Origin of the sequence: Burkholderia sp. HI2500 (genome assembly GCF_002223055.1) — a bacterium.
Lineage (GTDB): Bacteria > Pseudomonadota > Gammaproteobacteria > Burkholderiales > Burkholderiaceae > Burkholderia.
Genome location: NZ_NKFL01000006.1, coordinates 2,405,566 through 2,431,286 on the forward strand (window position 1 = coordinate 2,405,566; position 25,721 = coordinate 2,431,286).

Below are 25,721 nucleotides of genomic sequence, written 5' to 3' on the forward strand. Positions count from 1 at the left end.
TCAATGACCTTCCGGATGCGGTTGTGTCGCGGGCGCCGGTTGCGCCGCGGATGAAGAAGCCGGCTGCGGCGCAGCGTCGGCGTGTGAAGGGGATGCGGGTTCGACGGATTGCGTCGCGCGCGGCGTGGCACCGTGGGTCGGCAGCCGGCCTCCGACGGCCATCTGCAGATCGGTTTCGGCGAGCCAGTAATCCTTCAGCGCATCGATGTAGCCGTTGACCGCGCCGACCTGCTCGCGCGCATCGGTCAGCAACTCGAACACACTCGCGAGCATCCCGTTGTAGCGCAGCAGGAGTTCGTCGGAGATCGTCTTGCGCAACGGCACGACTTCGTCGCGATAGTGGGTCGCGACGTCGTAGCTCGTCACGTACGCCGCATACGATTCGCGCACGTCGGAGCGCGCGTCGATGGCCGCTTTAGCGAGCCGGTTCGCCGATTGCATGTACACGGCCTCGGCGCGCGCGACCTTCGCGCCGCCCCAGTCGAACAGCGGAATCTCGACGCTGATCTCGTAGCCGTGCTCGTGCCCCTTGCCGGTCTCGTAGTTGTTCACGTAGCCGAGGTCGACCGCATTGACGAAGCGCGTCGCCTTGCTCAGGCCGAGCGACGACGCGACGCCCTGCGTCTGCAGCTTCGCGGCCTGGATGTCGAGGCGGTTGCTCATCGCGAACCGCTCGAGATCGGGCAGGTTCGGCCGCGCTTTCGGCAGGTCGGGCAAGCGCTCGGGCAATGCGTACCGTGTGCGTTCGCCCCACAGGCCCATCGCGCGCGTAAGCTTCTCGCGCGCGGCGACGGCCTGCTGGCGCGCCTTCGCGTGCTGCGCAACCGCATCGGCATGGAACGCCTGCTCGCGCGCGTAATCGAGGCGGCTGAAGTTGCCGGCCTGCCGCATGCGCTGCGCGAGTTCGGCGGCCGCGCTCGCGGCATCGCGCACCTGTTGCGCATAGTTCGCGGCCTGCTCGGCCGCGACGGCCTCGACGTACGCACGGCGTGCGTCGGCTGCGACCTTCAGCATCGCGTCGGCCGTTTCGAGCTTGGTCTGCTCGAAGCGGCGGCGTTCGATGTTCGTCGCGAGCGGCATCGTCAGCAGCGCGAACACGTTCGCCGAGAACGTGCGGCCGAGCGTCAGCTCGCCGTCGCCGGCACGGGTGCGGCTGAACGCGAATCGCGGATTCGGCAACCGGCCGGCCTGGACGAGATCGGCTTCCGACAATCCCAGTTCCGCATATGACGCCTGCAGGCCACGGTTGTTCAGCAGCGCGACCTGCACCGCGTCGTCCATCGACAGCGGCTTCGCAAGCAGCTCCTTCGTGCGCTTGTCGACGGCTTCGCGGTCGGCGTCGGTCCTGACCACGACCGCGTCTTTCCCGATGCGTTCCGACGCGGCGGACGACACCGCGTCGAAGCCACCGTCCTTCGAAAACGTCGTGCAGCCGGCAAGGAAGGCCAGCACGGCCGCCGCCGCGGCGATCCTCGGCGATATCGCAAGCATCGTCATTGCGCGCTGCCTCCGTGCTTCGAATGCGCGGCGCCGCTTCCGGCCGCGCCGCCCGTCGCACGGCCCTTCGCGGGCCGTTCCATCACGTCGCGGTTCAGTTGCTTCCAGCCGGGGCCCTCATCGTCCCGATACGGCCGGTAGCCGTCGAATACGGATGTCACGGTGATATCCGGCACGGCCACGGTGGCATCCGCTGGATCAGGCAGTGGGGTTTGCGCTGGCGCGAGCGACGGCACGAGGGCCGCCACGCTCAACAGCGCCGCAGTAATGAATCGCATGAATGGGTCTCGTCATGAGTCGTCCGGCGGTCGTGATGCGGATGCCGGAACGGATTGCAGAGCGCGGCAGGTCGAAGCCGCAGGCGGGGTCTAGACGAGATGCCCGCGTGGCGGCCTGTCGATGCCGCCGGTCAGGAACGACACGACGACCGGCGTCGGAGCGAAGGAAGCGAGCCCGACACCGATACCCGACGCAACGGACATCGCGGGAAGATCCGCCATGCCAGCGCCGAGGCAGCAGGACCCGCATGCGGAACATGGCTGCGCATGTCGCGCATGATCGTCGTGCGCGTGCTCGTCTTTATGCTGGCCAGCAAGCGCGCTCGGCATCGCACGCGGCGCGACCGCGTCATCGGCGCTTGCCCCGTCCCCCGCGTGCGGCATGGCCACGACCGCCCCCGCGCACACCATCGACACAGCCGCGAACGACTGGATCGGCAGGCTCAGCGCCAGCAGCACGACGACGAGGAATTTGCGCCAGTACGACATGGATGCGGAATCACGCAGGCAACGACCGGATGGGCCGGCGCAGCGCCGCGACGGCGCGCCCCGGGGACACGACGGCCGCAGCTTATCGCCGCCGCGGTGACGACGACATGGCCGAAACATGACCGGCATTTCATGACAATTCCGTCATCCGGCGGTCACCCTTCGCGCACGCACGGCGCCCTAAGCTCACGCGTTACACTGACCGGCTGGAATCACGGATGAACCACGGACAGCCTGCCTCACCATGCGAATACTGATAGTCGAAGACGAACCCAAGATGGCGTCGTACCTCCGCAAGGGGCTGATGGAGGCGAGCTACACGGTCGACGTCGCGGAAAACGGCAAGGACGGGCTGTTCCTCGCGCTGCACGAGGATTTCGATCTCGTCGTGCTCGACGTGATGCTGCCGGAAATGGATGGCTTCGAGGTGCTCAAGCGGTTGCGCGCGCAGAAGCAGACGCCCGTGCTGCTGCTCACGGCGCGCGAGGCGATCGAGGACAAGGTCGCCGGGCTCGAGCTGGGCGCCGACGACTATCTGCTCAAGCCGTTCGCGTATGCCGAGTTCCTCGCGCGCATCCGCTCGCTGCTGCGGCGCGCGCCGCGCAACGTGCGCGACATCCTGCAGGTCGCCGATCTCGAAGTCGACCTGATCCGCCGCCGCGTGCGGCGCGCCGACACCCGCATCGACCTGACCGCGCAGGAATTCGCGCTGCTGCAGTTGCTCGCCGAACGCGAGGGGGAAGTGCTGACGCGCACCTTCATCACGTCGCAGATCTGGGACATGAATTTCGACAGCGACACGAACGTCGTCGATGCGGCGATCAAGCGCCTGCGCGCGAAGATCGACAACGCCTACGAGAAGAAGCTGATCCACACGATCCGCGGGATGGGCTACGTGCTCGAGGATCGTTCGTGACACGCCGCCCCGGCTCGTATTCGCTGCTGCGGCGCCTGACGCTCGCGTTCGCCGTCGTCGCCGCGCTCGTGTTCGCGCTGACCGGCGCGTACCTGTATCGCTCGCTGTCCGCCGAGCTGACGCGGCGCGACGACATCGAGATTTCCGGCAAGCTCAACCAGTTCCTGCAACTGGCGCACGCGAGCGGATCGATCGCCGCGCTGCGCGCCGATCCGGCCGTGTTTCACGAGGTGCTGCTGTCGCACCCGGGCGTGTATCTCGGCATCTACGATGCGCAGAACCGCGCGCTCGTCGAGCATTCCGACGAAGCCGGCAATACGCTCGCGTCGGTGATCGCGGCCCCGCATCCGGCCAGTCGAGCCGGCGGGCCGTTCACCTGTTCGCCGTCCGGCATCGGCACGTCGCGTTGCGTGTACGCACGCGAAACGCTGCCGTCCGGCGACGCGATCCAGGTCGCGCTCGCGCGCACGGCGACCGATCGCCAGTCGCTGCTCGAAAGCTATCGCGTCGACATCTGGCTCGCGGCGGCCGTGGGCGCGCTGCTGGTCGGCGCGCTCGGCTATGCGGTTGCGTCGCGCGGCCTGCGCCCGGTCGAGAGCTTGGGCCGGCAGACGTCGCGCATCGAGGCCCACAACCTGAACGCACGGCTCGACGCGCGCGGCGGCCCGGTCGAGCTGCGTGAACTCGCGACGTCGGTCAACCGGATGCTCGACCGCCTCGAACGCGCGTTCGTGCGGCTGTCGCAGTTCTCGTCCGATCTCGCGCACGACATGCGCACGCCGCTCGCCAACGTGATCAGCGCGTCGCAGGTCACGCTGTCGCGCGCGCGCACGACCGAGGAATACGAAGCGTTGATCGATTCGAACATCGAGGAATGCGAACGGTTGCAGCGGATGATCGAGAACATGCTGTTTCTCGCGCGCACCGATAACGCCCGGCAGCACCTGAAGACCACCGAGCTCGATGCAGGCAGAGAACTGCGCCGGCTCGCGTCGTATTTCCAGGCGCTGGCCGACGAAGCCGGCGTGCGGATCGACGTGCACGGCGAAGCGCCGGTGGTCGCGGACGCGACGCTGTTCCGGCGTGCCGTCAGCAACCTTACGTCAAACGCGCTCGAACATGCGGAAGCCGCGTCGACGATCGAGCTCGCGGTGTCGGCGCAAGGCCGCTACGCGGTCGTCGAAGTCACGAATCGCGGCGCCGCGATTCCGCCCGAACAGGTCGACAAGATCTTCGAGCGCTTCTACCGGATCGATTCGTCGCGGCACGGCGCGGCGCGCAACGCGGGGCTCGGGCTCGCGATCGTGAAGTCGATCATGGAGCTGCATCGCGGCAAGGTCGAGGTCGCGAGCCGCGACGGGCGCACGACGTTCGCGCTTTATTTTCCGCGGGGCATGGATAGCTAGACCGTTCGCCGCCTTCCGGCTAGCGATCCTGAACGGCCGCAAATGACGCGCGAATGCAGACGAGCAACACGATGGTCACCGCGCTGAACACGGCCCCGGCGTAGAACGTGGCTGCTGCACCCACCCGGTCCCACAGGATGCCCGCGACGACGCTCGACACGAGCGTCACCACGCCGCTGAGCAGATTGAACACACCGAACGCCGTGCCTCTCAATGCGGACGGCGCGGCATGCGCGACCATCGTCGCGAGCAACCCCTGCGTCATCCCCATATGGAGCCCCCACAACGCGACACCGACGAGTACGGTTCCCCAATGCGCGCCGTGTGCGAGCACGATATCGGCGGCGATCAGCAGGACGAGCCCGGCCACCATCAGCGTCTTGTGGCTCGTCGTGTCGGCGAGCTTGCCGAACGGGTAGGCCGACAATGCGTACACGACGTTCATCGCCACCATCACGAGCGGCACGAATGCGACGGGTACGCCACTGCCCATCGCGCGCAGCACCAGGAACGCTTCGCTGAAGCGGGCCAGCGCGAACACGGCGCCGACGGCGACGACCCACCAGTAGCGCGCGCCGAGCTGCGCGACGACATCGCGTCGGATCGGGTTGACGCGCGGCTCGCCCGGCGCACGCGCCGGCTCGTCGATGCCGAACGCGAGCAGCGCCACGGCCAGCACGCCGGGAATCACGGCCAGCCAGAATGCAAGGCGGAAATCGTCGTGCCACCCCAGCATGATGAGGACGGCCAGCAACGGCCCGAGGAACGCGCCCACCGTGTCGAGCGACTGTCGCAGCCCGTAGGCGGCGCCGCGCAGGTGGACGGGGGTGACGTCGGCCACCAGCGCATCGCGCGGCGCCCCACGAATCCCCTTGCCGATCCGGTCGACGATCCGTGCCGTCACGACGACGCCGATCGTCGGCGCGATCGCGAACAGCGGCTTGCTGAGCGCGCCGAGCCCGTATCCGGCCACCGCCAGCCATTTGCGATTGCGCAGGTAGTCGCTCAGCGTGCCGGAGAACACCTTGACGACCGGCGACGTCGCCTCGGCGATCCCCTCGATGACGCCGATCGCGGTCGCGCTCGCGCCGAGCCCCGCCATCAGGAACATCGGCAACAGGCTGTGGATGATTTCCGACGACACGTCCATCAGCAGGCTGACGCAGCCCAGCAACCAGACACTGCGAGGAATCTGGCGAAGAACGCCGGTCGACGGTTCGGTCTGCATGGGTCGCTCCCGGTTCAGGAATCCCGACACGGGATGCCGGTGATACTACTGCAGTCTGGTGACACGACACACATGCCGGCCCGCGCTATTCCCCCGTCTCGCGCCGGATCTTCGCCTGGCGGCGATGGCGGTCGTTCAGTATCTGGTGCCGACGATGGTCGGTCAGTTTCTTCCAGTCACGTGCCTCGTCGCGCGTCCTCAAGCAGCCCGTGCAGAATCCGGTGCGGCCATCGAACGCGCACAGCTCGATACACGGCGATTTCACCGCCACGGTCAGGCTGCCTTTGCCGACGTCATCACTTCGACGGTCACGTGCGACACGCCGTCGAAGCCTTCGACCAGTGCATGGTAGAAGCGCGCGTCGCGCGCCGCATCGACGGTCTCGACCGACACGATCGCGCTCATGTGGCCGGGACCGACCCGCCACACGTGAAGATCGTTGACCTTGTCGCCGAACGCCTCGATCGCGTGACGCACGCGCTCCGCCAGCTTGCGATCGACATTGACGTCGAGCAGGATGCCGCCCGTATCGCGCATCAGCCCGTACGACCAGTTCGCGATGACGAGCGCGCCGACGATGCCCGCGACGGGGTCCATCCAGACCCAGCCGAAGGCGCGCGCGAGCAGCAACCCGATAATGGCCAGCACCGACACCGCGGCATCGGCGATCACGTGAATGTAGGCCGACCGGATGTTGTGATCGCGGGCCGCGGCAGCGTGCGCGCCTTCATGATGATCGTGTTCGACGAACGTCAGCGCGTGCTCGTGGCCGTTGAGCGTCACGATCGCCTCGAACGCATGGGGCTCGGGAATCGTCTCCCGCGACTCCAGGAAGCCGTTCCGCGCCACCATCGTGAAATGCTGTCGCGACTGGTCGGGACGGACGGTCGTGATCGATGCAGACACCCCGTCGACGCTCGATCCGCCGGTGGCAGGCGCGATCCGGAACACCGGCGGCACACCGTCCTCGAACACCGATACGTCGAACACGCCGGTTGTCGAGAACACCCGCATGGCTTCGTCCGCGTGATCGTCGTGCGCGTGCCCATGGCCGTGTCCATGCCCGTGATGGTGCCCGTGATGCCCGCCGCTCAGCAGCCACACGCTCGCCAGGTTGACCGCGAGACCGAGCACCGCGATCGGAATCGCCTCGCCGAAATGGATCGGGACCGGCGCCAGCAACCGCGCAACCGCCTCGTAGCCGATCAGGATCGCGATCATCGCGAGCACGATCGCGCTCGTGAACCCGGCCAGGTCGCCCAGCTTGCCGGTGCCGAACACGAAGCGCGGATCGTCGGCATGCCTGCGCGCATAGGTATAGGCCAGCGCGGCGATCAGCATCGCGCCTGCGTGCGTCGACATGTGCAGCCCGTCGGCGACGAGCGCCAGCGACCCGAACAGCGTGCCGCCGACGATCTCGACCATCATCATCGCCGCGCACAGGCCGATCACCATCCACGTCCGCCGCTCGTTCTGCTCGTGCGCGGCGCCAAGGAAGATATGGTCGTGCCCCGCGCCGAACGCGTCATTCGTGAAATTGCTCATGCTCCACCCCGATCACTTGAAATAGCTGTGCACCACGTCGATCAGCTGCTCGGTCGCGCTGCCTTCGTGCTCGTCCGGCCCATGTGCATCGACCATGTGCTCGCGAATGTGGTCTTCCAGCACGACGGCCAGCAGCCCGTTCATCGCGCCGCGACAGCTCGTGATCAATTGCAGCACCTCGTTGCAGCCGCGCTCGTCACCGAGCGCGCGCTCGATCGCCTCGACCTGGCCCTTGATGCGGCGCACGCGGTTCAGCAGCTTCTGTTTTTCACGAACGGTATGACTCATCGATGACGGACTCCTGCATAGGGAGGGGGAGTATATCTCCGGAAGGCTGCCCCTATAGGGGAGAGGGGTATATTTTTTGAGATGAAGGCTTGTCGAAAGCAATCCGCTCGACTAGACTGCCCTTCGTCTTTGGGGAGTAGCCTGCTTTCCATCCCCGGAAAGCGAACGCGTCAACACACTCGGCCTGCGGCCGTGGCGCGTTCAGCCTGATTGGCCTGGCGAGACCATGGGCGCATCGCGTCGTTCCTGGTCGGACGTCGGCGGATGCGCCATGGTTTGTCAGCGTCCGACCACGGAGTCCCCATGTTCCCCACCGCCCTCTCCCCGCGTTTCGCCGCCGTCCGCGCGCATGCCTGCGGAGGTGCCGCATGACTTTCATGTTTGTCGAACTGGCGTTCATGCTGGTCGTCATCCTCATCGCCGCCGAGGTCTTCACCAACGCGCTCGAACATCTCGGCGAACGCCTGAAGATTTCCGAAGGCGTCACCGGTTCGCTGTTCGCGGCCGTCGGCACCGCGCTGCCCGAAACGATGGTGCCGCTGCTCGCGCTCGCCGGCGGCACGGCGAACCAGGCCGTGAACGAGGAGATCGGCGTCGGCGCGATTCTCGGCGCGCCGCTGATGCTCGCGACACTCACCACCTTCCTGATGACGCTCGCCGTGATCCGCTCGCGCGGGCTGCGCGGCACGATCGCGCCCGAACGCACCGGCTTCGTGCGCGACATGAACTACTTCCTCGCCGCGTTCTCGCTGGCCACCGCCGCGATGTTCGTCCCGCATCACAACGGGGCCGTGCGCGCGCTGCTCGCGGCGATGCTGGTCGGCATCTACGTGATGTATGTCGTGATGACGTTCCGCGCGTCGAGCCAGCTCGTCGATGCCGGGCACGGCACCGAGGCGCCGCACACGATGTTCCTGTCGCGCCTCGGTGTGCCGACCAACCTCGCGACGATCGCGCTGCAACTGCTCCTCGGCGTCGCGCTGCTGGTCGGCGGGGCGAAGGGCTTCATCCACGGCGTGGAAGGCGTGTCGCACGTGCTGGGCGTATCGGCGCTGCTGCTGTCGCTGATCATCGTGCCGATCGCGACGGAACTGCCGGAGAAGGTCAACAGCGTGCTGTGGATCCGCCGCAGGAAGGACACGCTCGCGTTCGGCAACATCACCGGCGCGATGGTGTTCCAGGGCACGCTGCTGCCGGCGATCGGCATCATGCTGACGCCGTGGGAGCCGCGCCCCGAAGTGCTGACCGGCGTGATCATCACGCTCGCGGCGGCGGCGTGGCTGCGCGTCAATGCGCGCACGCGCGGGCTCGCGATCTGGGCGTTGCTCGCGAACGGCGCGGGGTATGCGGGGTATCTGTTCCTGACGCTGGCGCGCTGATCCTGCTCAACGGACTCAACGGACGCGCCGGGCACGATCCCGCTGCCCGGCGCGAACGAAGCATCGTCGCGTCACCGGCCCGCAAGCGATTCAGATGCGCGTCTGGTTCACACGCTGCGCCAGTTGCTCGGCGCTTTCCTTGCGCTCGCTGTAGCGGTCCGTCAGGTACGCACCGACGTCGCGCGTCAGCAGCGTGAATTTGACCAGTTCCTCCATGACGTCGACGACCCGGTCGAAATACGCGGACGGCTTCATCCGGTCGTCGTCGCCGAATTCCATGAACGCCTTCGCGACGGACGACTGGTTCGGGATGGTCAGCATGCGCATCCAGCGTCCGAGCACGCGCATCTGGTTGACCGCGTTGAACGACTGCGATCCGCCGCTGACCTGCATGACCGCCAGCGTCTTGCCTTGCGTCGGCCGCACCGCGCCGACCGACAGCGGAATCCAGTCGATCTGCGCTTTCATCACGCCGGTCATCGCGCCGTGCCGCTCGGGGGAGCACCACACCATGCCCTCCGACCATTGCACGAGCTCGCGCAACTCGGCCACCTTCGGGTGGTCGTCGGGCGCATCGTCAGGCAGCGGCAAGCCGGCCGGATTGAAGATCCTGGCTTCGGCGCCCATCGCCGCCAGCAACCGCGCCGCCTCCTCGACCAGCAACCGGCTGAACGAGCGCGTGCGCAATGACCCGTAGAGCAACACGATTCGAGGCGGATGCGTCGACGGCCGCGCGGGCTGCAGCCGGCTCGCGTCCGGCACGCGAAAGAGCGTGGCATCGAGTTGCGGCAAATCGTTCAGTCGGTCAGACACGCTTGCCCTCCGCATCGATCACGATTTCGCCGTCTTCCTTCGCAAACGGCCCCTTCTGCGGATCAGGCAGGATGTCGAGCACCTGCTCGGACGGACGGCACAGCCGCGTGCCGAGCGGCGTGACGACGATCGGGCGATTGATCAGGATCGGGTGAGCGACCATGAAGCCAATCAGGTCGTCGTCGCTCCACTTCGGATTGTCGAGATCGAGCGCTTCATACGGTGTCCCCTTGCGCCGCAGCACGTCGCGCACGGGCATGCCCATTGCCGCGATCAGCGCGCGCAGTTCTTCGTGTCCCGGCGGCGTTTCCAGATAAAGCACGACGCGCGGCTCGACGCCGGCGTTGCGAATCATCGCCAGCGTGTTGCGCGACGTGCCGCAATCGGGGTTGTGATAGATCGTGATGTCGGTCATTTCCGGATTCCTGAATGGTTTCACGCGCACTCGTACCAGCGCTTCGAACGGTTGACGACACGCACGACGAGCAGCATCACCGGCACTTCGATGAGCACGCCGACGACGGTCGCGAGCGCGGCGCCCGAGTGGAAGCCGAACAGGCTGATCGCGGCGGCCACGGCCAGCTCGAAGAAATTGGACGCACCGATCAACGCCGACGGACACGCGATGCTGTGCTTCTCGCCGACGAGACGATTGAGCCCATAGGCGAGCGCTGCGTTGAAGAACACCTGGATCAGGATCGGCACCGCGAGCAGCGCGATCACCAGCGGCTGCTTCAGGATTGCCTCGCCCTGGAACGCGAACAGCAGCACCAGCGTGGCCAGCAGCGCGGCGATGGACCACGGGCCGATCTTCGCCATCGCGCGGTCGAATGCCGGCGGCCCCTTCGCGAGCAGCAGCCTGCGCCACACTTGCGCGAGCATCACCGGGATGACGATGTAGAGCACGACCGACGTGAGCAGCGTCGCCCACGGCACCGTGATCGCGGACATCCCCAGCAACAGGCCCACCAGCGGCGCGAACGCGATCACCATGATGCTGTCGTTCAGCGCGACCTGCGACAGCGTGAACAGCGGATCGCCGCCCGTCAGCCGGCTCCACACGAACACCATCGCCGTGCACGGCGCGGCGGCCAGCAGGATCAGGCCGGCGATATAGCTGTCGATCTGGTCGGCGGGCAGCATCGGCGCGAACAGCTGCCGGACGAACAGCCAGCCGAGCAGCGCCATCGAAAACGGCTTGACGAGCCAGTTCACGACGAGCGTGACGCCGATCCCCCGCACATGCTGCCGAACCTCATGCAACGCGCCGAAATCGACCTTGACCAGCATCGGCACGATCATCACCCAGATCAGCAGCCCGACGGGCAGGTTGACCTGCGCGTATTCCATGCGGCCGATGTGCTGAAAGAGCCCGGGCAGCGCCTGGCCCAGCGCGATGCCGAGCACGATGCACAGCGCCACCCACGCGCTCAGGTAGCGCTCGAAGAAGCCGATGGCGGGCGGGGCCGCCACGGCTTGCGGTTGTGCAACGTCCGAGCCGGTCATGCATCGCCTCCGCAGCAATCGGGCGCCGTCGGCACGCCGCAGGCCGCGCCGGCGCAGCAGTTCTCGGTCAGGAACCCGATGAGCCCGCTCATCGATTCGAAATTCGCCGCGTAATAGATGAACCGGCCGTCCTGGCGCGCGGTGACCAGGTCGGCATGCGACAGATCCTTCAGATGAAACGACAGGCTCGATGGCGACAGCCCGATCTGCTGGGCGATCGCACCAGCCGACAGCCCTTCGGGCCCGGCCACGACCAGCGCGCGAAAGATGGCCAGGCGCGCTTCATGAGCAAGCGCGCCCAGGGCGCGCACGACGAGATTGGAGTCCATGGCGCGAAGGATAGCGCCATCATTTCGATATTTCAAGCATTGTTGAAATGATGGTGCGGATCCCGTGCTTGGCCGCTCCCCAGCCCTTCGCGCACTGACAAACCCGGCCGCACTCGCGGCTTCCGGCCCGACACGCACGGCACCGGTGCAGCCGCCCGCCTCGCGGACGGGCGACGCACCGGCATGCGCTCAGGTCAGGACGCCTTCACCAGCTTGACGATCGTCAGCGTGCCGTCGACCTTCTCGATCCGCACCTTGACCTTGTCGCCCGCACGGGCGTGCTCGAGCATCGCCGCGTCCTTCGCCTTGAACGCCATCGTCATCGGTGGCATCCCGACGTTCTCGAGTGCGCCGTGCTTCAGCGTGATCTTGCCGGTCGCGGCATCGACCTTCTTCACTTCGGCGTCGGTCAGCGCGGCATTCGACTCGGCCATGCCGCCCGACGACATCTTCATGCCGGACATGTCCATGCCGGCCATGTCGCCGGCTGCAAAGGCGGGGGTGACGAGCGTGCCGACAGCAAGTACGGCGGCAGCAGCAACGGTGACGGTAATCAACTTCTTCATCGGGATTCTCCGGTTGGGATGGATGGCACGTTCGTGCCGTGAGGAACTGCTTCGGAATGCCGCGCATGGCCCGCGCTTCGCGCACGACGGCGCTGCAGCAGGAGCCAGGCGGCGGGAATGACGAACATCGACAGCAGCGGCGCGGTGACCATGCCGCCGACCATCGGCGCGGCGATGCGCTGCATGACTTCGGAACCGGCACCGTGCCCGACCATGATCGGCACGAGGCCGGCGAGCACGACGGCCACCGTCATCGCCTTGGGCCGCACGCGCAGCACCGCGCCTTCGCGGATCGCGTCGAGCAGCAGCGCATCGTTGAGTGGTTCGCCGGCGTCGAGCCGGCGCTGCAGCGCGCCCTTCAGGTACAGCAGCATCACGACGCCGAATTCGGCGGCCACGCCCGCGAGCGCGATGAAGCCCACCGACGTCGCGACCGACACCGCGTGGCCGAGCGCCCACACGAGCCAGAAGCCGCCGACCAGCGCGAACGGCACCGTCGACATCAGCAGCAGCGCATCGGCCGCCGAGCCGAACGTGAGGAACAGCAGCACGAAGATCACCACGAGCGTCACCGGCACGACGGTGCGCAGCTTGGCCGCCGCGCGTTCGAGATACTCGAACTGCCCCGACCACGCGATCGAATAGCCGGGCGGCAACGCGACCTGCCGCGCGACGGCCTGCTGCATCGTGCGGACGGCGGTGCTCAGGTCGACGCCGCGGAGATCGACGTACACGTAGCCGGACAGTCGCGCGTTCTCGCTGCGGATCATCGGCGGGCCATCGGCGATCGCGATGCGTGCGACGTCGCCCAGGCGGATCTGCGCGCCGCGCGCGGTGACGACCGGAAGCTGCCGCAGGTTCTCGACCGAATCGCGCACCTCGCGCGGGTAGCGGAGGTTGATCGGAAAGCGCTCGCGCCCCGCGATCACTTCGCCGACATCGTCGCCGCCGACCGCCGTCGACACGACCGACTGGATGTCGGCCACCGACAGCCCGTAGCGCGCGGCCGCGAGCCGGTCGATGTCGACGTCGATATAGCGGCCGCCGTTCAGCCGTTCCGCGAGCGCGGACGTCACGCCCGGCACGGGCTTCACGGCGGCCTCGACCTGCTTCGCGATCGCGTCGATCCCGGCCAGGTCCGGCCCGGCAATCTTCACGCCGACCGGCGTCTTGATCCCGGTGGACAGCATGTCGAGCCGGTTGCGGATCGGCGGCACCCACACGTTCGACAGCCCCGGCACCTTCACCGTGCGATCGAGTTCGTCGACGAGCTTCTCCGGCGTCATGCCGGGCCGCCAGGCGCTGCGCGGCTTGAAGCGGATCGTCGTCTCGAACATCTCGAGCGGCGCGGGATCGGTCGCGGTATCGGCGCGGCCCGATTTGCCGAACACCGTGTCGACCTCGGGCACGGTCTTGATCAGCCGGTCGGTCTGCTGCAACAGCTCGCTCGCCTTGTCGGCGGAGATGCCGGGCAGCGCGGTCGGCATGTACAGCAGGTCGCCTTCGTCGAGCGGCGGCATGAATTCGCCGCCGAGCCGCGACAGCGGCACGGCCGTCAGCACGAGCGCGACGACCGCGATGCCGATCGCGACCCACGGGCGCCTGAGCGTCGCTTCGAGCAGCGGCCGGTACGCGCGAATCAGCACGCGGTTGATCGGGTTCGCGTGCTCGTGCGGAATGCGGCCGCGCACGAGATAGCCCATCAGCACCGGCACCAGCGTCACCGACAGGCCGGCGGCGGCGGCGATCGTGTAGGTCTTCGTGAACGCGAGCGGCGCGAACAGCTTGCCCTCCTGCCCTTCCAGCGAAAACACCGGGATGAACGACAGTGTGATGATCAGCAGCGAGAAGAACAGCGCGGGCCCGACCTCCGCGGCCGACGTCGCGACGAGTTCCCAGCGTCGCGCGGCCGTGATCGGCTCGCCGGGATGCGCGTGGTCGTACGCTTCGAGATGCTTGTGCGCGTTCTCGATCATCACGATCGCCGCGTCGATCATCGCGCCGATCGCGATCGCGATCCCGCCGAGCGACATCAGGTTCGCGTTCACGCCCTGGTAGCGCATCACGATGAACGCGGCCAGCACGCCGAGCGGCAGCGACAGGATCGCGACGAACGCGCTGCGCAGGTGGAACAGGAACACCGCGCAGACGATGCCGACGATCACGAACTCCTCGATCAGCTTGTGCTTCAGGTTGCCCACCGCGCGCGCGATCAGCTGCGAGCGATCGTAGGTCGTGACGATCTCGACGCCGGGCGGCAGCGAACGCTTCAGGTCGGCGAGCTTCGCCTTGACCGCATCGATCGTGGTCAGCGCGTTCTTGCCCGAGCGCATCACGACGACGCCGCCCGTCACCTCACCCTGCCCGTTCAGCTCCGCGATCCCGCGCCGCATCGCCGGGCCGACCTGGATGCGCGCGACGTCGCCGAGCAGCACCGGCGTGCCGGCGTCGTTCGTGCGCAGCACCACGTGCCGGAAATCGTCGAGCGTGCGCAGGTAGCCGGTCGAGCGCACCATGTACTCCGACTCGGCCAGCTCGACGACCGAACCGCCGGACGCCTGGTTCGCGCTGCCGAGTGCGCTCGCGACTTCCGCCTGCGTGATGCCGTATGCGCGCAGCTTGTCGGGATCGAGCACGACCTGGTACTGCTGCACCATGCCGCCGATGCTCGCGACTTCCGACACATCGGGCACCGCCTTCAGCTCGAACTTCAGGAACCAGTCGTTGAGCGCGCGCAGTTGCCCGAGATCGTGACGGCCGGTGCGATCGACGAGCGCGTACTCGACCACCCAGCCGACACCGGTCGCATCCGGCCCGAGCGACACCGTCGCGCCGGCAGGCAGCCGGCTCTGCACCTGGCTCAGGTATTCGAGCACACGCGAACGCGCCCAGTACGGATCGGTGCGGTCGTCGAACAGCACGTAGACGAACGCGTCGCCGAACGACGAATACGCGCGGACGGTTTTCGCGCCGGGCACGCCGAGCAGCGTGGTCGTCAATGGATAGGTCACCTGATCCTCGACGATCTGCGGCGCCTTGCCCGGATATGACGCCTTCACGATCACCTGCGTGTCCGACAGGTCGGGCAATGCATCGAGCGGCGTCTGCCGCAGCGAATGAACACCCCATGCGGCAATCAGCACGGTGGCGAGCAGCACGAGGAAGCGGTTGTGGACGGACCAGCGAATGACGTGCGCGATCATCGTTCGCCTCCCTGCGGTTCGACCTTCGTCAGCCGGTAACCGTCGTCGCCCTGCGTGAACGCGAAGCGCACCGTCTGGCCCGGCTTCACGTCCGGGAACGCGGTGGCCGACGGCTTGCCGAACGCCATCGTCATCGCGCCCCAGCCGAGCGCCGGAACGGGCTGATGCGAGAACGTGATGTCGTCGGCCGTGACCTGTTCGACCTTGCCGGTGGTTTCGTAGACCGGTGTCGCCGCTTTCGGCGTCGACGCGGGCATCGCCGCTGCCCCGCTCGCGCCGGTGCCGCTTTCCAGCCGCGGCAACACGCTTTTCAGGCTCGCCTCGGAATCGATCAGGAACTGCCCCGATGCGACGACCGTGTCGCCTTCGTTCAGCCCGCCGAGCACTTCGGTGTCGCTGCCGACGTCGTTACCCACCGTCACCGTCACGGGCTGCAGCCGGCCGTCGCGATTCTTCACGATGACGATCGAGCGCTTGCCGGTCGCGATCACCGCTTCGGACGGCACGAGCAGGCGCGACACGGTCTGCCGTGCGGCGACCCGCACGCGCATCAGCATGCCGGGCGTGAGCTTCAGCGCCGCGTTGTCGATCTCCACGCGCGCCTGCAGCGTGCGGCTGCTCGCGCTGATGCCGGGCAGCACTTCGCGGATTCGTCCGGTGAAATGCTGTGCCGGGTCGCCCGCGAACGTCGCATCGACCGCCATCCCCGGCTGCACGGTCAGCGCAAGCGCTTCCGGCACCTCGACGATGAGCCACAGCGTCGACAGCCCGGCGATCTTCGCGAGCGTCTGGCCGGGCGCGACCATCGCGCCGTCCCGCACGTTCAGCTCGCTGACGACGCCGGTTTCCGGCGCGGTCAGCACGACATGCGTCTGCACGCGGCCGGTGCGATCGAGGCGCGCGATCATGCCGTCGGGAATCGACAGCGCCCGCATCCGTGCACGCGATGCATCGAGCAGGCTGGCGTCCATCCCGCCGCGCTTGAGCGCGAGGTATTCCTCCTGCGGCGCGAGCCAGTCGGGCACGAACAGCGATGCGACCGGTGCGCCTTTCGCGATGCGCTGCATCGGTGCGCGCGCATGGAGACGGTCGATGTAGCCGGTCACGCGCGACTGGACGACGTCCGCGCGCGATTCGTCGAACTGCGTGGTGCCCACCGCATCGAATCCGGCCGCCGTCTGTTGCCGGCGCACGGTCGCATAGCGGATGCCGAGGTTCTGCTGCAGGCCCGGATCGATCCGGATGCCGGACGCGCCGCCGCCTTCGTCCGCGTAGACGGGTTGCAGTTGCATGTCCATGAAGGGCGACTTGCCCGGTTTGTCGAAATGCTGGTTCGGCACCATCGGGTCGTGCCAGTAGAGCACCTTTCGGCCGCTCGTCGAACCGGGCTTGCCGGTCGAGGCCGACGCGGCGGCGTCAGTCGCCGCGCTTGCCGCATGGCGTGCACCCACGAAATAACCCGTGCCGAGCAGCGCGGCACCGGCGAACGCCAGCACGGCCGCGCGGGCCCATGTTTGCTTCGTCATGTCGTTCTCCTTTATTGCGCGGCGGCCAGCGTCGACGGCACGACCTGGTATTCGAGCTGCGCCCAGGTCTGCGACACCTCGCGCCGGAGATCGAGCACCTGCAATTGCACATCCAGTTGCGCGCGGCGCGCGGCGAACGTATCGGCGAGCGAACCTGTGCCGGCACGGTAGGCCGCGTTCGCCAGTTGCACGCGCTGGTCGGCGGCGGGCAGCAATGCGTCGCCGAGATTCGCGATGCGCGCACGACCGCTCGCGAGCGTCGCGGACTGCGTGCGGATATCGGCCTGCACCTGGCGCAGCGTGTCCTCGTACATCAGGCGCGCCTTCGTCGCGAGCGCGGCCTTTTCGGCGACGTCGCGGTTCTGGCGGTTCTTGCGATTGAGCGGCAGCGGAATCGTCACGCCGACGGACACCATGTTCGAATACGCGCCGCCACGCTGCTGGTACGCGACTTCCCACGTCCAGTTCGGGCTGCGTTCGCTGTTCGCGACGGCCGTATCGGCCTCGGCCACCGCGATATCGTCGGCGGCGGTGATCAGCGCCGGCTGCGACAGCCGCAACTCGTCCGGCGGCAGCGACGACACGAACGATTCCGGCGCGGGCGGCGCGCCCGCAACGTCGTCGACCGGCACGGCGGTCCAGCGCGACAGCGCGATGAGCGCGGTCTGGTAGACCTGCCGCGCTTTCAGCAATTGATCCTGCGTCTGCGCGAGCATGGCCCGCGCCTGGACGACATCGGCCGCACTCGCCTTCGCGCCGCGATACGACGCCTTCGTCGCTTCAAGCTCATGGTTCATGTGATCGAGCAGCGCCTGCTGCAGCGCGAGCGCCTGCTTCGCGTAGACGGCGTTCAGCCACGCCGTCGCGGTTTGCTGGCGCACGCTCGCGAGCTGCGCGAGATAGCCGGCGCGCTCGCGCCCGACCTGCTCGTTGGCGAGCGCCGAGCGCAGGCGCCGCTTGTCGCCGGACACCCACTCCTGCTCGATGCCGATGCGGCGCATCGTCATGAAGTCCTGGCCGACGGTGAAGCGCTGGCCGCCGTTGACCGGCAGGTTGTCGATGCCGGCCTTGAGCATCGGGTCGGGCAGCTGGCCGGCCTTCACGGCCGCCTCCGCGCTCGCGCGCACCGACGCTTGCGCGGCCTGCATCGAAGCGGAATGATCGGTGGCGGACTGCAGCGCGGCGTCCAGCGTGACAGGCGATGGCTGCGCGTGAACGGCGCCCGCCACCAGCAGCGCCGCCCAAAGCATGGGCGCGCGCCGACGTGCACACCGCGCAAGCGGCATGCCGGGATGGAATGACATGGTTGAACCCCAACGGCGGAACCCCATAGGGATTCCACGTCCTGATACAGGACGAACCTCACCGCGAATGCGGCGAACCTATCGGATCGGGATCAGCTGATGCGTGGAGGGCGCCACAATCCGTTCGGATCGCGGACCGGGAGGATTTGCGCGTAGTGGAACGCGACGGTGCTGACGAATGCCGCGGGACGACTGACTTCGGCGCGCGCGGCCGGATGATAGAGACTGCCGAACTGGCATTGCGCCGTCAGCTTGCAGGCCGTGCCCTTCGCTTTCGCGTGGGCCTTGCCAGCGGACGACGACTGCATCGAATCGCAGCCCGGCATGTCGGCGGACATGCCGGCGTCCATGTCCATCGACATCGACATGCCCTGCTGCATCATCGGACATTCCCCTGCCAGGCCGCTGGCTGCCAGCCCGCTGATGGGCAGCACCGCGCAAAGCAGCAGCAGGATGAGCGTCCGGAGGAATTTCATGGCGGGGATTATAGCGCGGGGTTTTGCTGTGTGGCGGCGCGTCGATGAAGCGTAACGACGTGCCGACTCCGCGACCGCCGTCGCCTGCTACCGCGCGAGCCCGTCGGCCTCCAGCACCGCCTGCACCGCCGGCCGCGCCCGCACCCGCTCGTGCCACGCACGCAGATGCGCATAGCGGGTCAGGTCGATATCCGCGTGGTACACCGACCGCAGCCATTCCGCCTTGCCCCAGCCGGTCAGCGCGAACAGGTATGCATCGGCGAGCGTGAACGAGTCGCCCATCAAGAACGTATTGCCGTCGAGCTGGCGATCGATCCAGGCAAAGCGGCTGTCGAGCTTCGTTTTCGCCGGGTCGACGTATTTGCCCGCCTGCACCGCGTACAGCAGCGGAATGAAGCCCTTGTGGATTTCCGCCGTGAGAAAGTTCAGCCACTCCAACAGCCGATAGCGCGCGAGCGTGCCGTAGGCGGGCGCAAGCGCCGCCTGCGGACACAGATCCGCGAGATACTGCGCGATCACCGGCCCTTCGCGCAGTCGCGTGCCGTCGTCGAGCTCGAGCAGCGGCACGTAGCCGAGTTCGGTCACATCGTAGTAATTGCGCCCGTCTTCAATGACATGCTTGCGCGCGTCGACCTTGATGACTTCCGCGTCGATGCCGCCTTCGCGCAGCACGATGCAGATGGCCTGCGAACAGCTTCCGGGAGCGTGATAGAGCTTCATGCGTGTCCTTCGTAGGTTGTCCATGTATCGATTCGCCGCGACGCGGGCGCTAATATCTCGCATCGGCGCAGGGCTGAGAAGACGGCAGTCGTTTGTGCCGTAGTCACAAAAAATTTACCGACCAGGATTCGCCACGATGAAAACGAGTGCGACCGGATGTTCCGTTGAAGAAGCGATGCGCCTGCTCGGCGGCCGCTGGCGGCTGCTGCTGGTGTCGTATCTGCTCGACGGGCCGCGACGCTTCAGCGACCTGCGGCGCGACATGCCGGGCATCTCCCAGCGCATGCTGACGCTCGACCTGCGCGCGCTCGAAGACGCCGGGCTCGTGCGGCGGACCGTCTATCCGGAAGTGCCGGTGCGGGTCGAGTACGATCTGACCGCCGACGGCGACCGGCTGCGGCCCGTCGTCGAAGTCATGCGCGAATTCGGGCTGTGGCTGAAGGCGCGCGATGCCGATGCGTCGTGCGATATCGGCGTCGCGCCCGATGCGGCCGCCGCGATCGAAACAGCACACCACTCCACCCGATAACCCCAACTCCCATACGCAGGAACCCACACTCATGGAACTTCACGCCACCATCGGCGCGGCGACGTCCGATCTCGACGACGACGAAAGCTTCGCCAACATCTACTGTCACGACGCCGAGCAGGACTATTGCTTCGCGCTGTCGCGCTTTCCGGACGACGCGCTGATCGAAGTGATGGTGCGCGACCAGGTCAACGCGCGCGTCAAGGATCTGTCGGTGCGCCTGACGGACGACACGATCGACGTCGAGATCGAACCCGCGCTCGCCGCGCGGCTCGACGGCCAGACGCGCTACGTGATCCATCTCGCGCCCGGCCAATACGACCCGGTCACGCTGCGCGCCGCGCTGAAGGAGATCTTCGTCGGCAAGAATGGCTTTCAGGACGACAGCACGCGCGGCTAGGCAGTCGCCAGCCGGTTCTTCCTCGACTTTCGCTCTTACGCCTGCTCATGACGCGCTTCCCGCTTCCCAGTCTTGCCGCGACCGCGCTGCTGCTCGCCGCGTGCGCATCGCTCGCGCCTGCCGCGCACGCGGCCAAGCCGCTGCTCACGTTCAAGGTCGACGACACCGTCACGGCCCGCGTCGAACGCGCGGACAGCGCGCACATCACCGTGCGCTTCCTGCCGAGCGGCAAGACGCAAACGCTCGACGTGATCGCCGCCGACGAGGAAGGTCACTATCACCTCTCGTCGGACGACTACAACTTCGACGGCCACCGCGATCTCGCCATGCACGCGACGCTCGGCATGGTCAACGACAACTACGGCATCTACCTGTACGACGCCGCGCGCCAGCAGTTCGAGCCGCTGCGCATGCCGGCGAGCAATATGCGGCATGGCAACTGCGACGACCTGGTCAACGTGGTCGCGAAGCCGAAGGAACGCACGCTGTACAGCTCCTGCCGCGGCGGCCCGATCTGGTACACCGATGCGTACCGCTACGATGCGCGCGGCAAGCTGTATCTGTACCAGTCCAGCGAAGCGATTCCCGACGACCTGCGCGACCTGATCGATGCGGATTCCGGCCCGTCGTCGATGCTGCTGACCTACGACGCGCAAGGCAAGCGCGTATCGCGCCGCCCGGACGCGTACGGCGGCGGCACCGTCACGTTCAAGGTGCGCCCGGCGCGCCTGCCGCTGCACGATACGATGAACGATGCGCCCACGCGCCGCTACGTCGTCGCGGGCGACACGGTCGAGCTGATCGACGCGAGCGCCGATTTCCAGTGGTTGAAGGTGCGGTATCGCAACCCGCAAGCGGGCGCGGTGCAGGGCTGGGTCAGCGCGAAGGAAGCGACGGCCAACTGATGTACGCGGCGGCGTGATCGCCGCTCATTCCCACATATTGAGCGCGTCACGTCCCATTAATAGGGATGCCTGTCCAAATGTTGACGTGCTTCCCGCCACGGCTCTAACGTTCGCCCCAACGCCATTCGATTCGGCCGCCCCGTTCGCGGGCGACGGCCGGGCACCGAACACAGGAGACAACCGTGGCCCATTCCGCGTCGCGCACCCACGCCCACCCGCCGGAACAACCGCCCGCGCGCGCCGGCATCGCATCCGATCCCGCCGCCCGTTCGGCCGCGGCACCCACCACGCCACCGAGCCGCAAGCGGCTGCTGATCCTCGCGTTGCTGTTCGTCACCGTCGTGATCAACTATCTCGACCGCAGCAACCTGTCGATCGCCGCGCCCGCGCTGTTCAAGGAGCTGAACATCGATCCGGTGCGCGCGGGCCTCGTGTTCTCCGCGTTCGGCTGGACCTACGCGCTGATGCAGGTTCCGGGCGGCTGGCTCGTCGACAAGGTATCGCCTCGCGTGCTGTATGCCGGTGCGCTCGCGCTATGGTCGGCCGCGACGCTGCTGCTCGGTTTCGCGGGCTCGTTCGTCGGGTTGATCGTGCTGCGCCTCGCGGTCGGTGCGCTCGAAGCGCCTGCCTATCCCATCAACAACCGCGTGGTGACGACCTGGTTCCCGACCCGCGAACGCGCAAGCGCGATCGGCGGCTACACGTCGGGCCAGTTCGTCGGCCTCGCGTTCCTCACGCCGGTGCTCGCGTGGCTGCAGGTGCATCTCGGCTGGCACATGGTGTTCGTCGCAACCGGCCTCGCGGGCATCGTGTGGGCCGCGATCTGGTATGCGGTATATCGCGAGCCGCGCGCGTTTCGTGGCGTCAACGCGGCCGAGATCGCGCTGATCCGCGACGGCGGCGGGCTCGTCGATCTCGAGGATCGCGTCGCGGCACGCACCGAACGCGCGCCGTCGACGTGGCGCGACCTCGGTGTCGTGCTCGGCCGGCGCAAGCTGTGGGGCATCTATCTCGGCCAGTTCGCGCTGAACTCGACGCTGTGGTTCTTCCTCACGTGGTTCCCGACCTACCTCGTCAAGTATCGCGGAATGGACTTCATTAAATCGGGCTTCCTCGCGTCGCTGCCGTTCCTCGCCGCGTTCGTCGGCGTGCTGTGCTCGGGCGTGCTGTCGGACTGGCTGATGCGCCGCGGCGCATCGCAGGGCTTCGCGCGCAAGCTGCCGATCATCTCGGGGCTGCTGATCTCGACCTGCATCATCGGCGCGAACTACGTGACGTCGACCGGCTGGGTCATCGCGTTCATGACGATCGCGTTCTTCGGCAACGGCTTCGCGTCGATCACGTGGTCGCTCGTGTCGGGGCTCGCGCCCGCGCGGCTGCTCGGCCTCACGGGCGGCGTGTTCAACCTGATCGGCAACCTGTCCGCGATCGCGACACCGATCGTGATCGGGCTGCTCGTGGACGGCGCCGACTTCTCGCGGGCGATCACCTACATCGCCGCGATGGCGCTCGCCGGCAGCCTGTCGTACGGGCTGCTCGTTGGCAAGGTCGAGCGCATCGACGCGTAAACGTCACGAGGGCGGCACGCACGTGCCGCCCGGTCTTACCGCTACCGCTGACCGCGCGTCGTGCATCGTGCGTCGTGCGTCACGTCAGAACCGCAGAGCCCCATCCCGCGCGAGGTCGTGCGGATTGCCCGCCACGTAGTCGAGCGCGCACGCATCGGTGTCGATGCCGACGGTCAGCAGCGTTTCCCAGCGCTCGGTGTCGGGCATCGACAGGTCCGGATGGAAACACACGACGGCCTGGTCGCCGGCCGCCCCGCACATCGCCGCCGCGCGCTCGCGCACATCGGCACTCGTCATCCCGTTCACGACGTCATTCAGGTGCGCGAAGCGCTCGCGCGTGGTCGAGCTGTCGGGCATGCACTCGCCGCCGCTCAACGCGCGATCGAGGAAGTGGTTCGTATGCAGCAGCCAGCCGTCCGGACGCGGCACCACCACACCCACGCCTGACGGGCTCAGCTCGATGCTCGCCGCACGCGGGTTCGCGTCGTGCCGCGTAAACACGGTCAACACCGTCGACGCGCTCACGCGTGCGGTGCGCGCGATGTCGATCGCCTCCTGCACCGTCGTCGCGTCTTCGAGCAGGCGCCGCGCGATCGCATGCACGGGTACGCCGGCGCTGTCGTTGTCGCTCGCGTGATGCAGGATGTTGAAGTGCAGTCCGAGCCCCGCGCTGTTCACGCCGAGCTTCGCCAGCATCCCGAATTCGGAGAACAGCTTGACGGTGCGGCCGTGCGGCGTCGCGATCTGCATCAGCAGCCCCTGCGGTGCGAGGCTGTCGTGCCAGTCCCACGTCTGCAGCGTGCGCGGTGCGTGCGGGCCGGCCGGCGCATGGACGGTCGTCGAGCACTCGCCTTCGGCCGATGCGGGTGCGGTGGCGAGAATCTCGGTGCGTGCATTCAGGCACGCGAGCTGCCAGCGCGGCAGGTCGACGCCGTCGGCGATCTCCTCGACTTCGGCGGCAAGGCGCGGGCACCACGCGCCGAGCGTGGCGAGACTCGCTTCGCCGATCTCCCGTGCGCGCTGCGGCGCGATGCCGAGCTTCGGGAAGAACGCGAGATACAGCGCGACCGTCTCGCGGATCTCCGGCGCGAAGCGCTCGCCGATCAGGCGGCCGCGCTCGCGCGGATCGGTGATGTCGGTCACGAAGGTGTGCAGCTTCAAGGTCAAATCTCCTGGGTTGAATGCGCCGGGCCCGCGCGGCCCGGCGCGTGAGGCATCGTGCGGCCGGTCAGAACGAGTAGATGAACTGCATCCCGGCCAGGTCGTTGCTGCGCGCGTACGTGCCGTTGCTCTTCAGGAACACCGGATGGTTCGCCGCGTCGTGGCGGTATTCGAGCTTCACGGTGATCTGCTGCGTCGGATAGAACAACAGGTCGGCCGTGATCGCATAACGCTGCGCGCCCTTGCACTCGGTGCCGTTCGTCGACGAACCCTGGAAGCACGCCGGATCGATGCCGAAGCCGCTCGACCCGTTCACCGACGGGTTGCCGCCCGCGAGCCCGTACTGGGTGTTGGTGCCGCCGCCGCCGTTCGACGTGTTGTTCAGGTAGTCGAAGCGCAGCGTCGCGCCCATGCGGCCGACCCACGACGTCGTCCACTTCGTATGGCCGAGCAGCGACATCCCGTACCAGCGCGCGGTGCCGCCGTTCCATGCGCCCTTCTGCAGCTCGCCGTAGTCGACCTGCGCGTTGACCTGCGTCTTGTCGTGCGTATAGGTCACGTCGGCTTCCACGTACTTGTAGAGGCCGGTCGGCGACGCGCCGTTGCACTGGTAGCCGTAGCCGCCCGGCTGCGCGCACGGCGAGAACAGCGACTGCCGGCCGAGCATCCCGGAGAGGCCGAAGTCGAAGGCGGTCGACGTCGCGTTGTCGAAGCGCGCGGTGATCGTCGGCGTCCAGTTGGTCTTCGTCGTGTTGTTCGCCGCATTCGCGATCGCGCCGGCGGTGCGCAGCACCTCGTTGCCGATCACGACCTGCCAGAAGCGCATCATCGCCGCGTTGGAGCCCTTCAGCCCGACGCCGATCAGGTTGCCCGGCTCGCTGAAGTCGTACAGCAGCCCGTGCGTGAGCGTCAGCATCTGCGTCGACGGCTGCACCTCGTAGCCGGCGAGGCTCGGCATCATCCCGATCTCGAAGGTGTGGGTCGTGCTGAGCGGCACGGTGACCACCGCCTGCGTGACGATGTTGTTGCCGATGCCGCCGTGCGCGTTGCTGAACACGTTGCCGAAGCCGCGGTTCGGCTGGATCACGACCTCCGCCGCCGGCGCCATCGGGCCGACGCCGAAGGTCTTCTTGATGTCGAGGTAGACGTCGCCGATCGTGCTGTTGAAGTAGTCGTACGCGCCCGGGTCGTGGTTCAGGAACTGGAAGCCGGACGTGCGCTGCGCGCGGTTGAACAGGTACACGGGATCGACGTAGCCGGTGATGCTCAGGCCCGCGAGCGGGCCGGTGGTCGCCGCTTCCTGCAGCGAGTCGACCTTCAGCGACGCGTTCGCGATCTGCTCGCGCATTTGCTGCAGGTCGTCGTTCGTGAAGGCCGGCGCTGCATCCGCGGCCGGTGCAGCAGCCGCCGCCGTGTTGATCGTGCCGATCTTCGCGCCGCCCGAGGCGGCGGTGGCGGTCGTTGCCGCGCCGGCCGGCTTCGCCGCCAGCATGCTCGCGCGCAGCTCGTTCACCTGCTGCTGCAGCGCGGTGACCTGCGCCTGCAGCGCCTTCATCCGGCTCGCGTCGGTCGCCTGCGGCGTGTGCGCGAATGCCGCGGCGGCGTCGAACGCCAGCAGGCACAGCGCCGTCATGTGTGTGATTTTCATGGTGTGGGTGATCGTCGGGACGCGCGCGCCCCCGCCCGCCG

26 protein-coding genes and 1 riboswitch are annotated in these 25,721 nt (G+C 67.5%); of the genes, 7 read left to right on the plus strand and 19 right to left on the minus strand.

The genetic code is table 11. From position 1 onward, the window contains the following. The 3 genes from CFB45_RS28495 to CFB45_RS28505 all read right to left on the minus strand — a co-directional run bounded on the left by CFB45_RS28495 (position 1) and on the right by CFB45_RS28505 (position 2,264). The gene (locus tag CFB45_RS28495) at positions 1 to 1,497 is read right to left on the minus strand and encodes a TolC family protein (RefSeq protein ID WP_089428411.1); all 1,497 of its coding nucleotides are present in this window, start codon (positions 1,495 to 1,497) and stop codon (positions 1 to 3) included. Continuing rightward, a complete protein-coding gene (locus CFB45_RS28500) occupies positions 1,494 to 1,775 on the minus strand; it encodes a hypothetical protein (RefSeq protein WP_089428412.1) in 282 nt (93 codons plus the stop codon). Before CFB45_RS28500 ends, CFB45_RS28495 begins: the two co-directional genes overlap by 4 nt. A 90-nt stretch (positions 1,776 to 1,865) precedes the next feature. Further along, the gene (locus CFB45_RS28505; protein WP_089428413.1) at positions 1,866 to 2,264 is read right to left on the minus strand and encodes a hypothetical protein; all 399 of its coding nucleotides are present in this window, start codon (positions 2,262 to 2,264) and stop codon (positions 1,866 to 1,868) included. A 244-nt stretch (positions 2,265 to 2,508) separates the two neighbouring features. Between CFB45_RS28505 and CFB45_RS28510 the strand changes: the two genes are divergently transcribed. Next, complete coding sequence (locus tag CFB45_RS28510; RefSeq protein ID WP_069250678.1) at positions 2,509 to 3,180, plus strand: heavy metal response regulator transcription factor; 672 nt, start codon at positions 2,509 to 2,511, stop codon at positions 3,178 to 3,180. Then, positions 3,177 to 4,586, plus strand: a complete 1,410-nt coding sequence (locus tag CFB45_RS28515; RefSeq protein ID WP_089428414.1) for a heavy metal sensor histidine kinase — start codon at positions 3,177 to 3,179, stop codon at positions 4,584 to 4,586. Before CFB45_RS28510 ends, CFB45_RS28515 begins: the two co-directional genes overlap by 4 nt. A 19-nt stretch (positions 4,587 to 4,605) precedes the next feature. Here the strand turns inward: CFB45_RS28515 and CFB45_RS28520 are convergent, their stop codons facing one another. From CFB45_RS28520 to CFB45_RS28535, 4 genes are all read right to left on the minus strand, one after another. Then, positions 4,606 to 5,814, minus strand: a complete 1,209-nt coding sequence (locus tag CFB45_RS28520; RefSeq protein ID WP_089428415.1) for an MFS transporter — start codon at positions 5,812 to 5,814, stop codon at positions 4,606 to 4,608. Between the two features lie 85 nt (positions 5,815 to 5,899). Then, positions 5,900 to 6,085 carry a DUF1289 domain-containing protein gene (locus tag CFB45_RS28525; RefSeq protein ID WP_089428416.1) on the minus strand — a complete coding sequence of 62 codons (186 nt, stop codon included), beginning with the start codon at positions 6,083 to 6,085 and terminating at the stop codon, positions 5,900 to 5,902. Between the two features lie 2 nt (positions 6,086 to 6,087). Beyond that, positions 6,088 to 7,359: a CDF family Co(II)/Ni(II) efflux transporter DmeF gene (gene dmeF, locus CFB45_RS28530; protein WP_089428417.1), complete on the minus strand. Its 1,272-nt coding sequence runs from the start codon at positions 7,357 to 7,359 to the stop codon at positions 6,088 to 6,090. A 12-nt stretch (positions 7,360 to 7,371) separates the two neighbouring features. Further along, complete coding sequence (locus CFB45_RS28535; protein WP_089428418.1) at positions 7,372 to 7,647, minus strand: metal/formaldehyde-sensitive transcriptional repressor; 276 nt, start codon at positions 7,645 to 7,647, stop codon at positions 7,372 to 7,374. Between the two features lie 119 nt (positions 7,648 to 7,766). Next, positions 7,767 to 7,942, plus strand: a riboswitch (yybP-ykoY riboswitch). Positions 7,943 to 8,015: 73 nt separating this feature from the next. Between CFB45_RS28535 and CFB45_RS28540 the strand changes: the two genes are divergently transcribed. Continuing rightward, a complete protein-coding gene (locus CFB45_RS28540) occupies positions 8,016 to 9,026 on the plus strand; it encodes a sodium:calcium antiporter (protein WP_089428419.1) in 1,011 nt (336 codons plus the stop codon). Positions 9,027 to 9,116: 90 nt separating this feature from the next. Here CFB45_RS28540 and arsH read toward each other — a convergent pair whose 3' ends face one another. From arsH to CFB45_RS28590, 10 genes are all read right to left on the minus strand, one after another. Further along, on the minus strand, positions 9,117 to 9,839 hold the full coding sequence (gene arsH, locus CFB45_RS28545) for an arsenical resistance protein ArsH (protein WP_089428420.1): 723 nt from the start codon (positions 9,837 to 9,839) through the stop codon (positions 9,117 to 9,119). Then, positions 9,832 to 10,254 carry an arsenate reductase (glutaredoxin) gene (gene arsC / locus CFB45_RS28550; protein WP_089428421.1) on the minus strand — a complete coding sequence of 141 codons (423 nt, stop codon included), beginning with the start codon at positions 10,252 to 10,254 and terminating at the stop codon, positions 9,832 to 9,834. The genes arsH and arsC overlap by 8 nt, the downstream gene beginning before the upstream one ends. A 20-nt stretch (positions 10,255 to 10,274) precedes the next feature. Beyond that, positions 10,275 to 11,345 (minus strand): ACR3 family arsenite efflux transporter, encoded by a 1,071-nt coding sequence (gene arsB / locus CFB45_RS28555; RefSeq protein WP_089428422.1) that lies wholly within the window; start codon positions 11,343 to 11,345, stop codon positions 10,275 to 10,277. Then, on the minus strand, positions 11,342 to 11,674 hold the full coding sequence (locus tag CFB45_RS28560; protein ID WP_089428423.1) for an ArsR/SmtB family transcription factor: 333 nt from the start codon (positions 11,672 to 11,674) through the stop codon (positions 11,342 to 11,344). Before CFB45_RS28560 ends, arsB begins: the two co-directional genes overlap by 4 nt. Before the next feature lie 194 nt (positions 11,675 to 11,868). Next, entirely contained in the window at positions 11,869 to 12,240 is a 372-nt protein-coding gene (locus CFB45_RS28565) for a copper-binding protein (RefSeq protein WP_089428424.1), read from the minus strand. Next, positions 12,237 to 15,443 carry an efflux RND transporter permease subunit gene (locus tag CFB45_RS28570; protein WP_089428425.1) on the minus strand — a complete coding sequence of 1,069 codons (3,207 nt, stop codon included), beginning with the start codon at positions 15,441 to 15,443 and terminating at the stop codon, positions 12,237 to 12,239. Before CFB45_RS28570 ends, CFB45_RS28565 begins: the two co-directional genes overlap by 4 nt. Further along, on the minus strand, positions 15,440 to 16,969 hold the full coding sequence (locus CFB45_RS28575) for an efflux RND transporter periplasmic adaptor subunit (RefSeq protein ID WP_089428426.1): 1,530 nt from the start codon (positions 16,967 to 16,969) through the stop codon (positions 15,440 to 15,442). The genes CFB45_RS28570 and CFB45_RS28575 overlap by 4 nt, the downstream gene beginning before the upstream one ends. Before the next feature lie 11 nt (positions 16,970 to 16,980). Continuing rightward, positions 16,981 to 18,273, minus strand: coding sequence for a TolC family protein (locus CFB45_RS28580; protein WP_306427043.1), 1,293 nt, complete (start codon positions 18,271 to 18,273; stop codon positions 16,981 to 16,983). Between the two features lie 92 nt (positions 18,274 to 18,365). Further along, positions 18,366 to 18,749: a hypothetical protein gene (locus CFB45_RS28585; protein WP_089428427.1), complete on the minus strand. Its 384-nt coding sequence runs from the start codon at positions 18,747 to 18,749 to the stop codon at positions 18,366 to 18,368. Between the two features lie 87 nt (positions 18,750 to 18,836). Continuing rightward, the gene (locus tag CFB45_RS28590; RefSeq protein WP_089428428.1) at positions 18,837 to 19,469 is read right to left on the minus strand and encodes a glutathione binding-like protein; all 633 of its coding nucleotides are present in this window, start codon (positions 19,467 to 19,469) and stop codon (positions 18,837 to 18,839) included. Positions 19,470 to 19,605: 136 nt separating this feature from the next. On the opposite strand from CFB45_RS28590, the gene CFB45_RS28595 reads away from it, so the two are divergent. The 4 genes from CFB45_RS28595 to CFB45_RS28610 all read left to right on the plus strand — a co-directional run bounded on the left by CFB45_RS28595 (position 19,606) and on the right by CFB45_RS28610 (position 22,871). After that, positions 19,606 to 19,998, plus strand: a complete 393-nt coding sequence (locus CFB45_RS28595) for a winged helix-turn-helix transcriptional regulator (RefSeq protein ID WP_089428429.1) — start codon at positions 19,606 to 19,608, stop codon at positions 19,996 to 19,998. 31 nt (positions 19,999 to 20,029) lie between these two features. After that, a complete protein-coding gene (locus CFB45_RS28600) occupies positions 20,030 to 20,398 on the plus strand; it encodes a hypothetical protein (protein WP_089428430.1) in 369 nt (122 codons plus the stop codon). Between the two features lie 47 nt (positions 20,399 to 20,445). Further along, the gene (locus CFB45_RS28605) at positions 20,446 to 21,303 is read left to right on the plus strand and encodes an XAC2610-related protein (protein ID WP_089428431.1); all 858 of its coding nucleotides are present in this window, start codon (positions 20,446 to 20,448) and stop codon (positions 21,301 to 21,303) included. A 182-nt stretch (positions 21,304 to 21,485) separates the two neighbouring features. Beyond that, positions 21,486 to 22,871: an MFS transporter gene (locus tag CFB45_RS28610; protein WP_089428432.1), complete on the plus strand. Its 1,386-nt coding sequence runs from the start codon at positions 21,486 to 21,488 to the stop codon at positions 22,869 to 22,871. Between the two features lie 84 nt (positions 22,872 to 22,955). Here the strand turns inward: CFB45_RS28610 and CFB45_RS28615 are convergent, their stop codons facing one another. Beyond that, entirely contained in the window at positions 22,956 to 24,032 is a 1,077-nt protein-coding gene (locus tag CFB45_RS28615; RefSeq protein ID WP_089428433.1) for a C45 family autoproteolytic acyltransferase/hydolase, read from the minus strand. A gap of 67 nt (positions 24,033 to 24,099) precedes the next feature. Beyond that, positions 24,100 to 25,680, minus strand: a complete 1,581-nt coding sequence (locus CFB45_RS28620; RefSeq protein ID WP_089428434.1) for a DUF3138 family protein — start codon at positions 25,678 to 25,680, stop codon at positions 24,100 to 24,102. Positions 25,681 to 25,721: the final 41 nt, after the last annotated feature.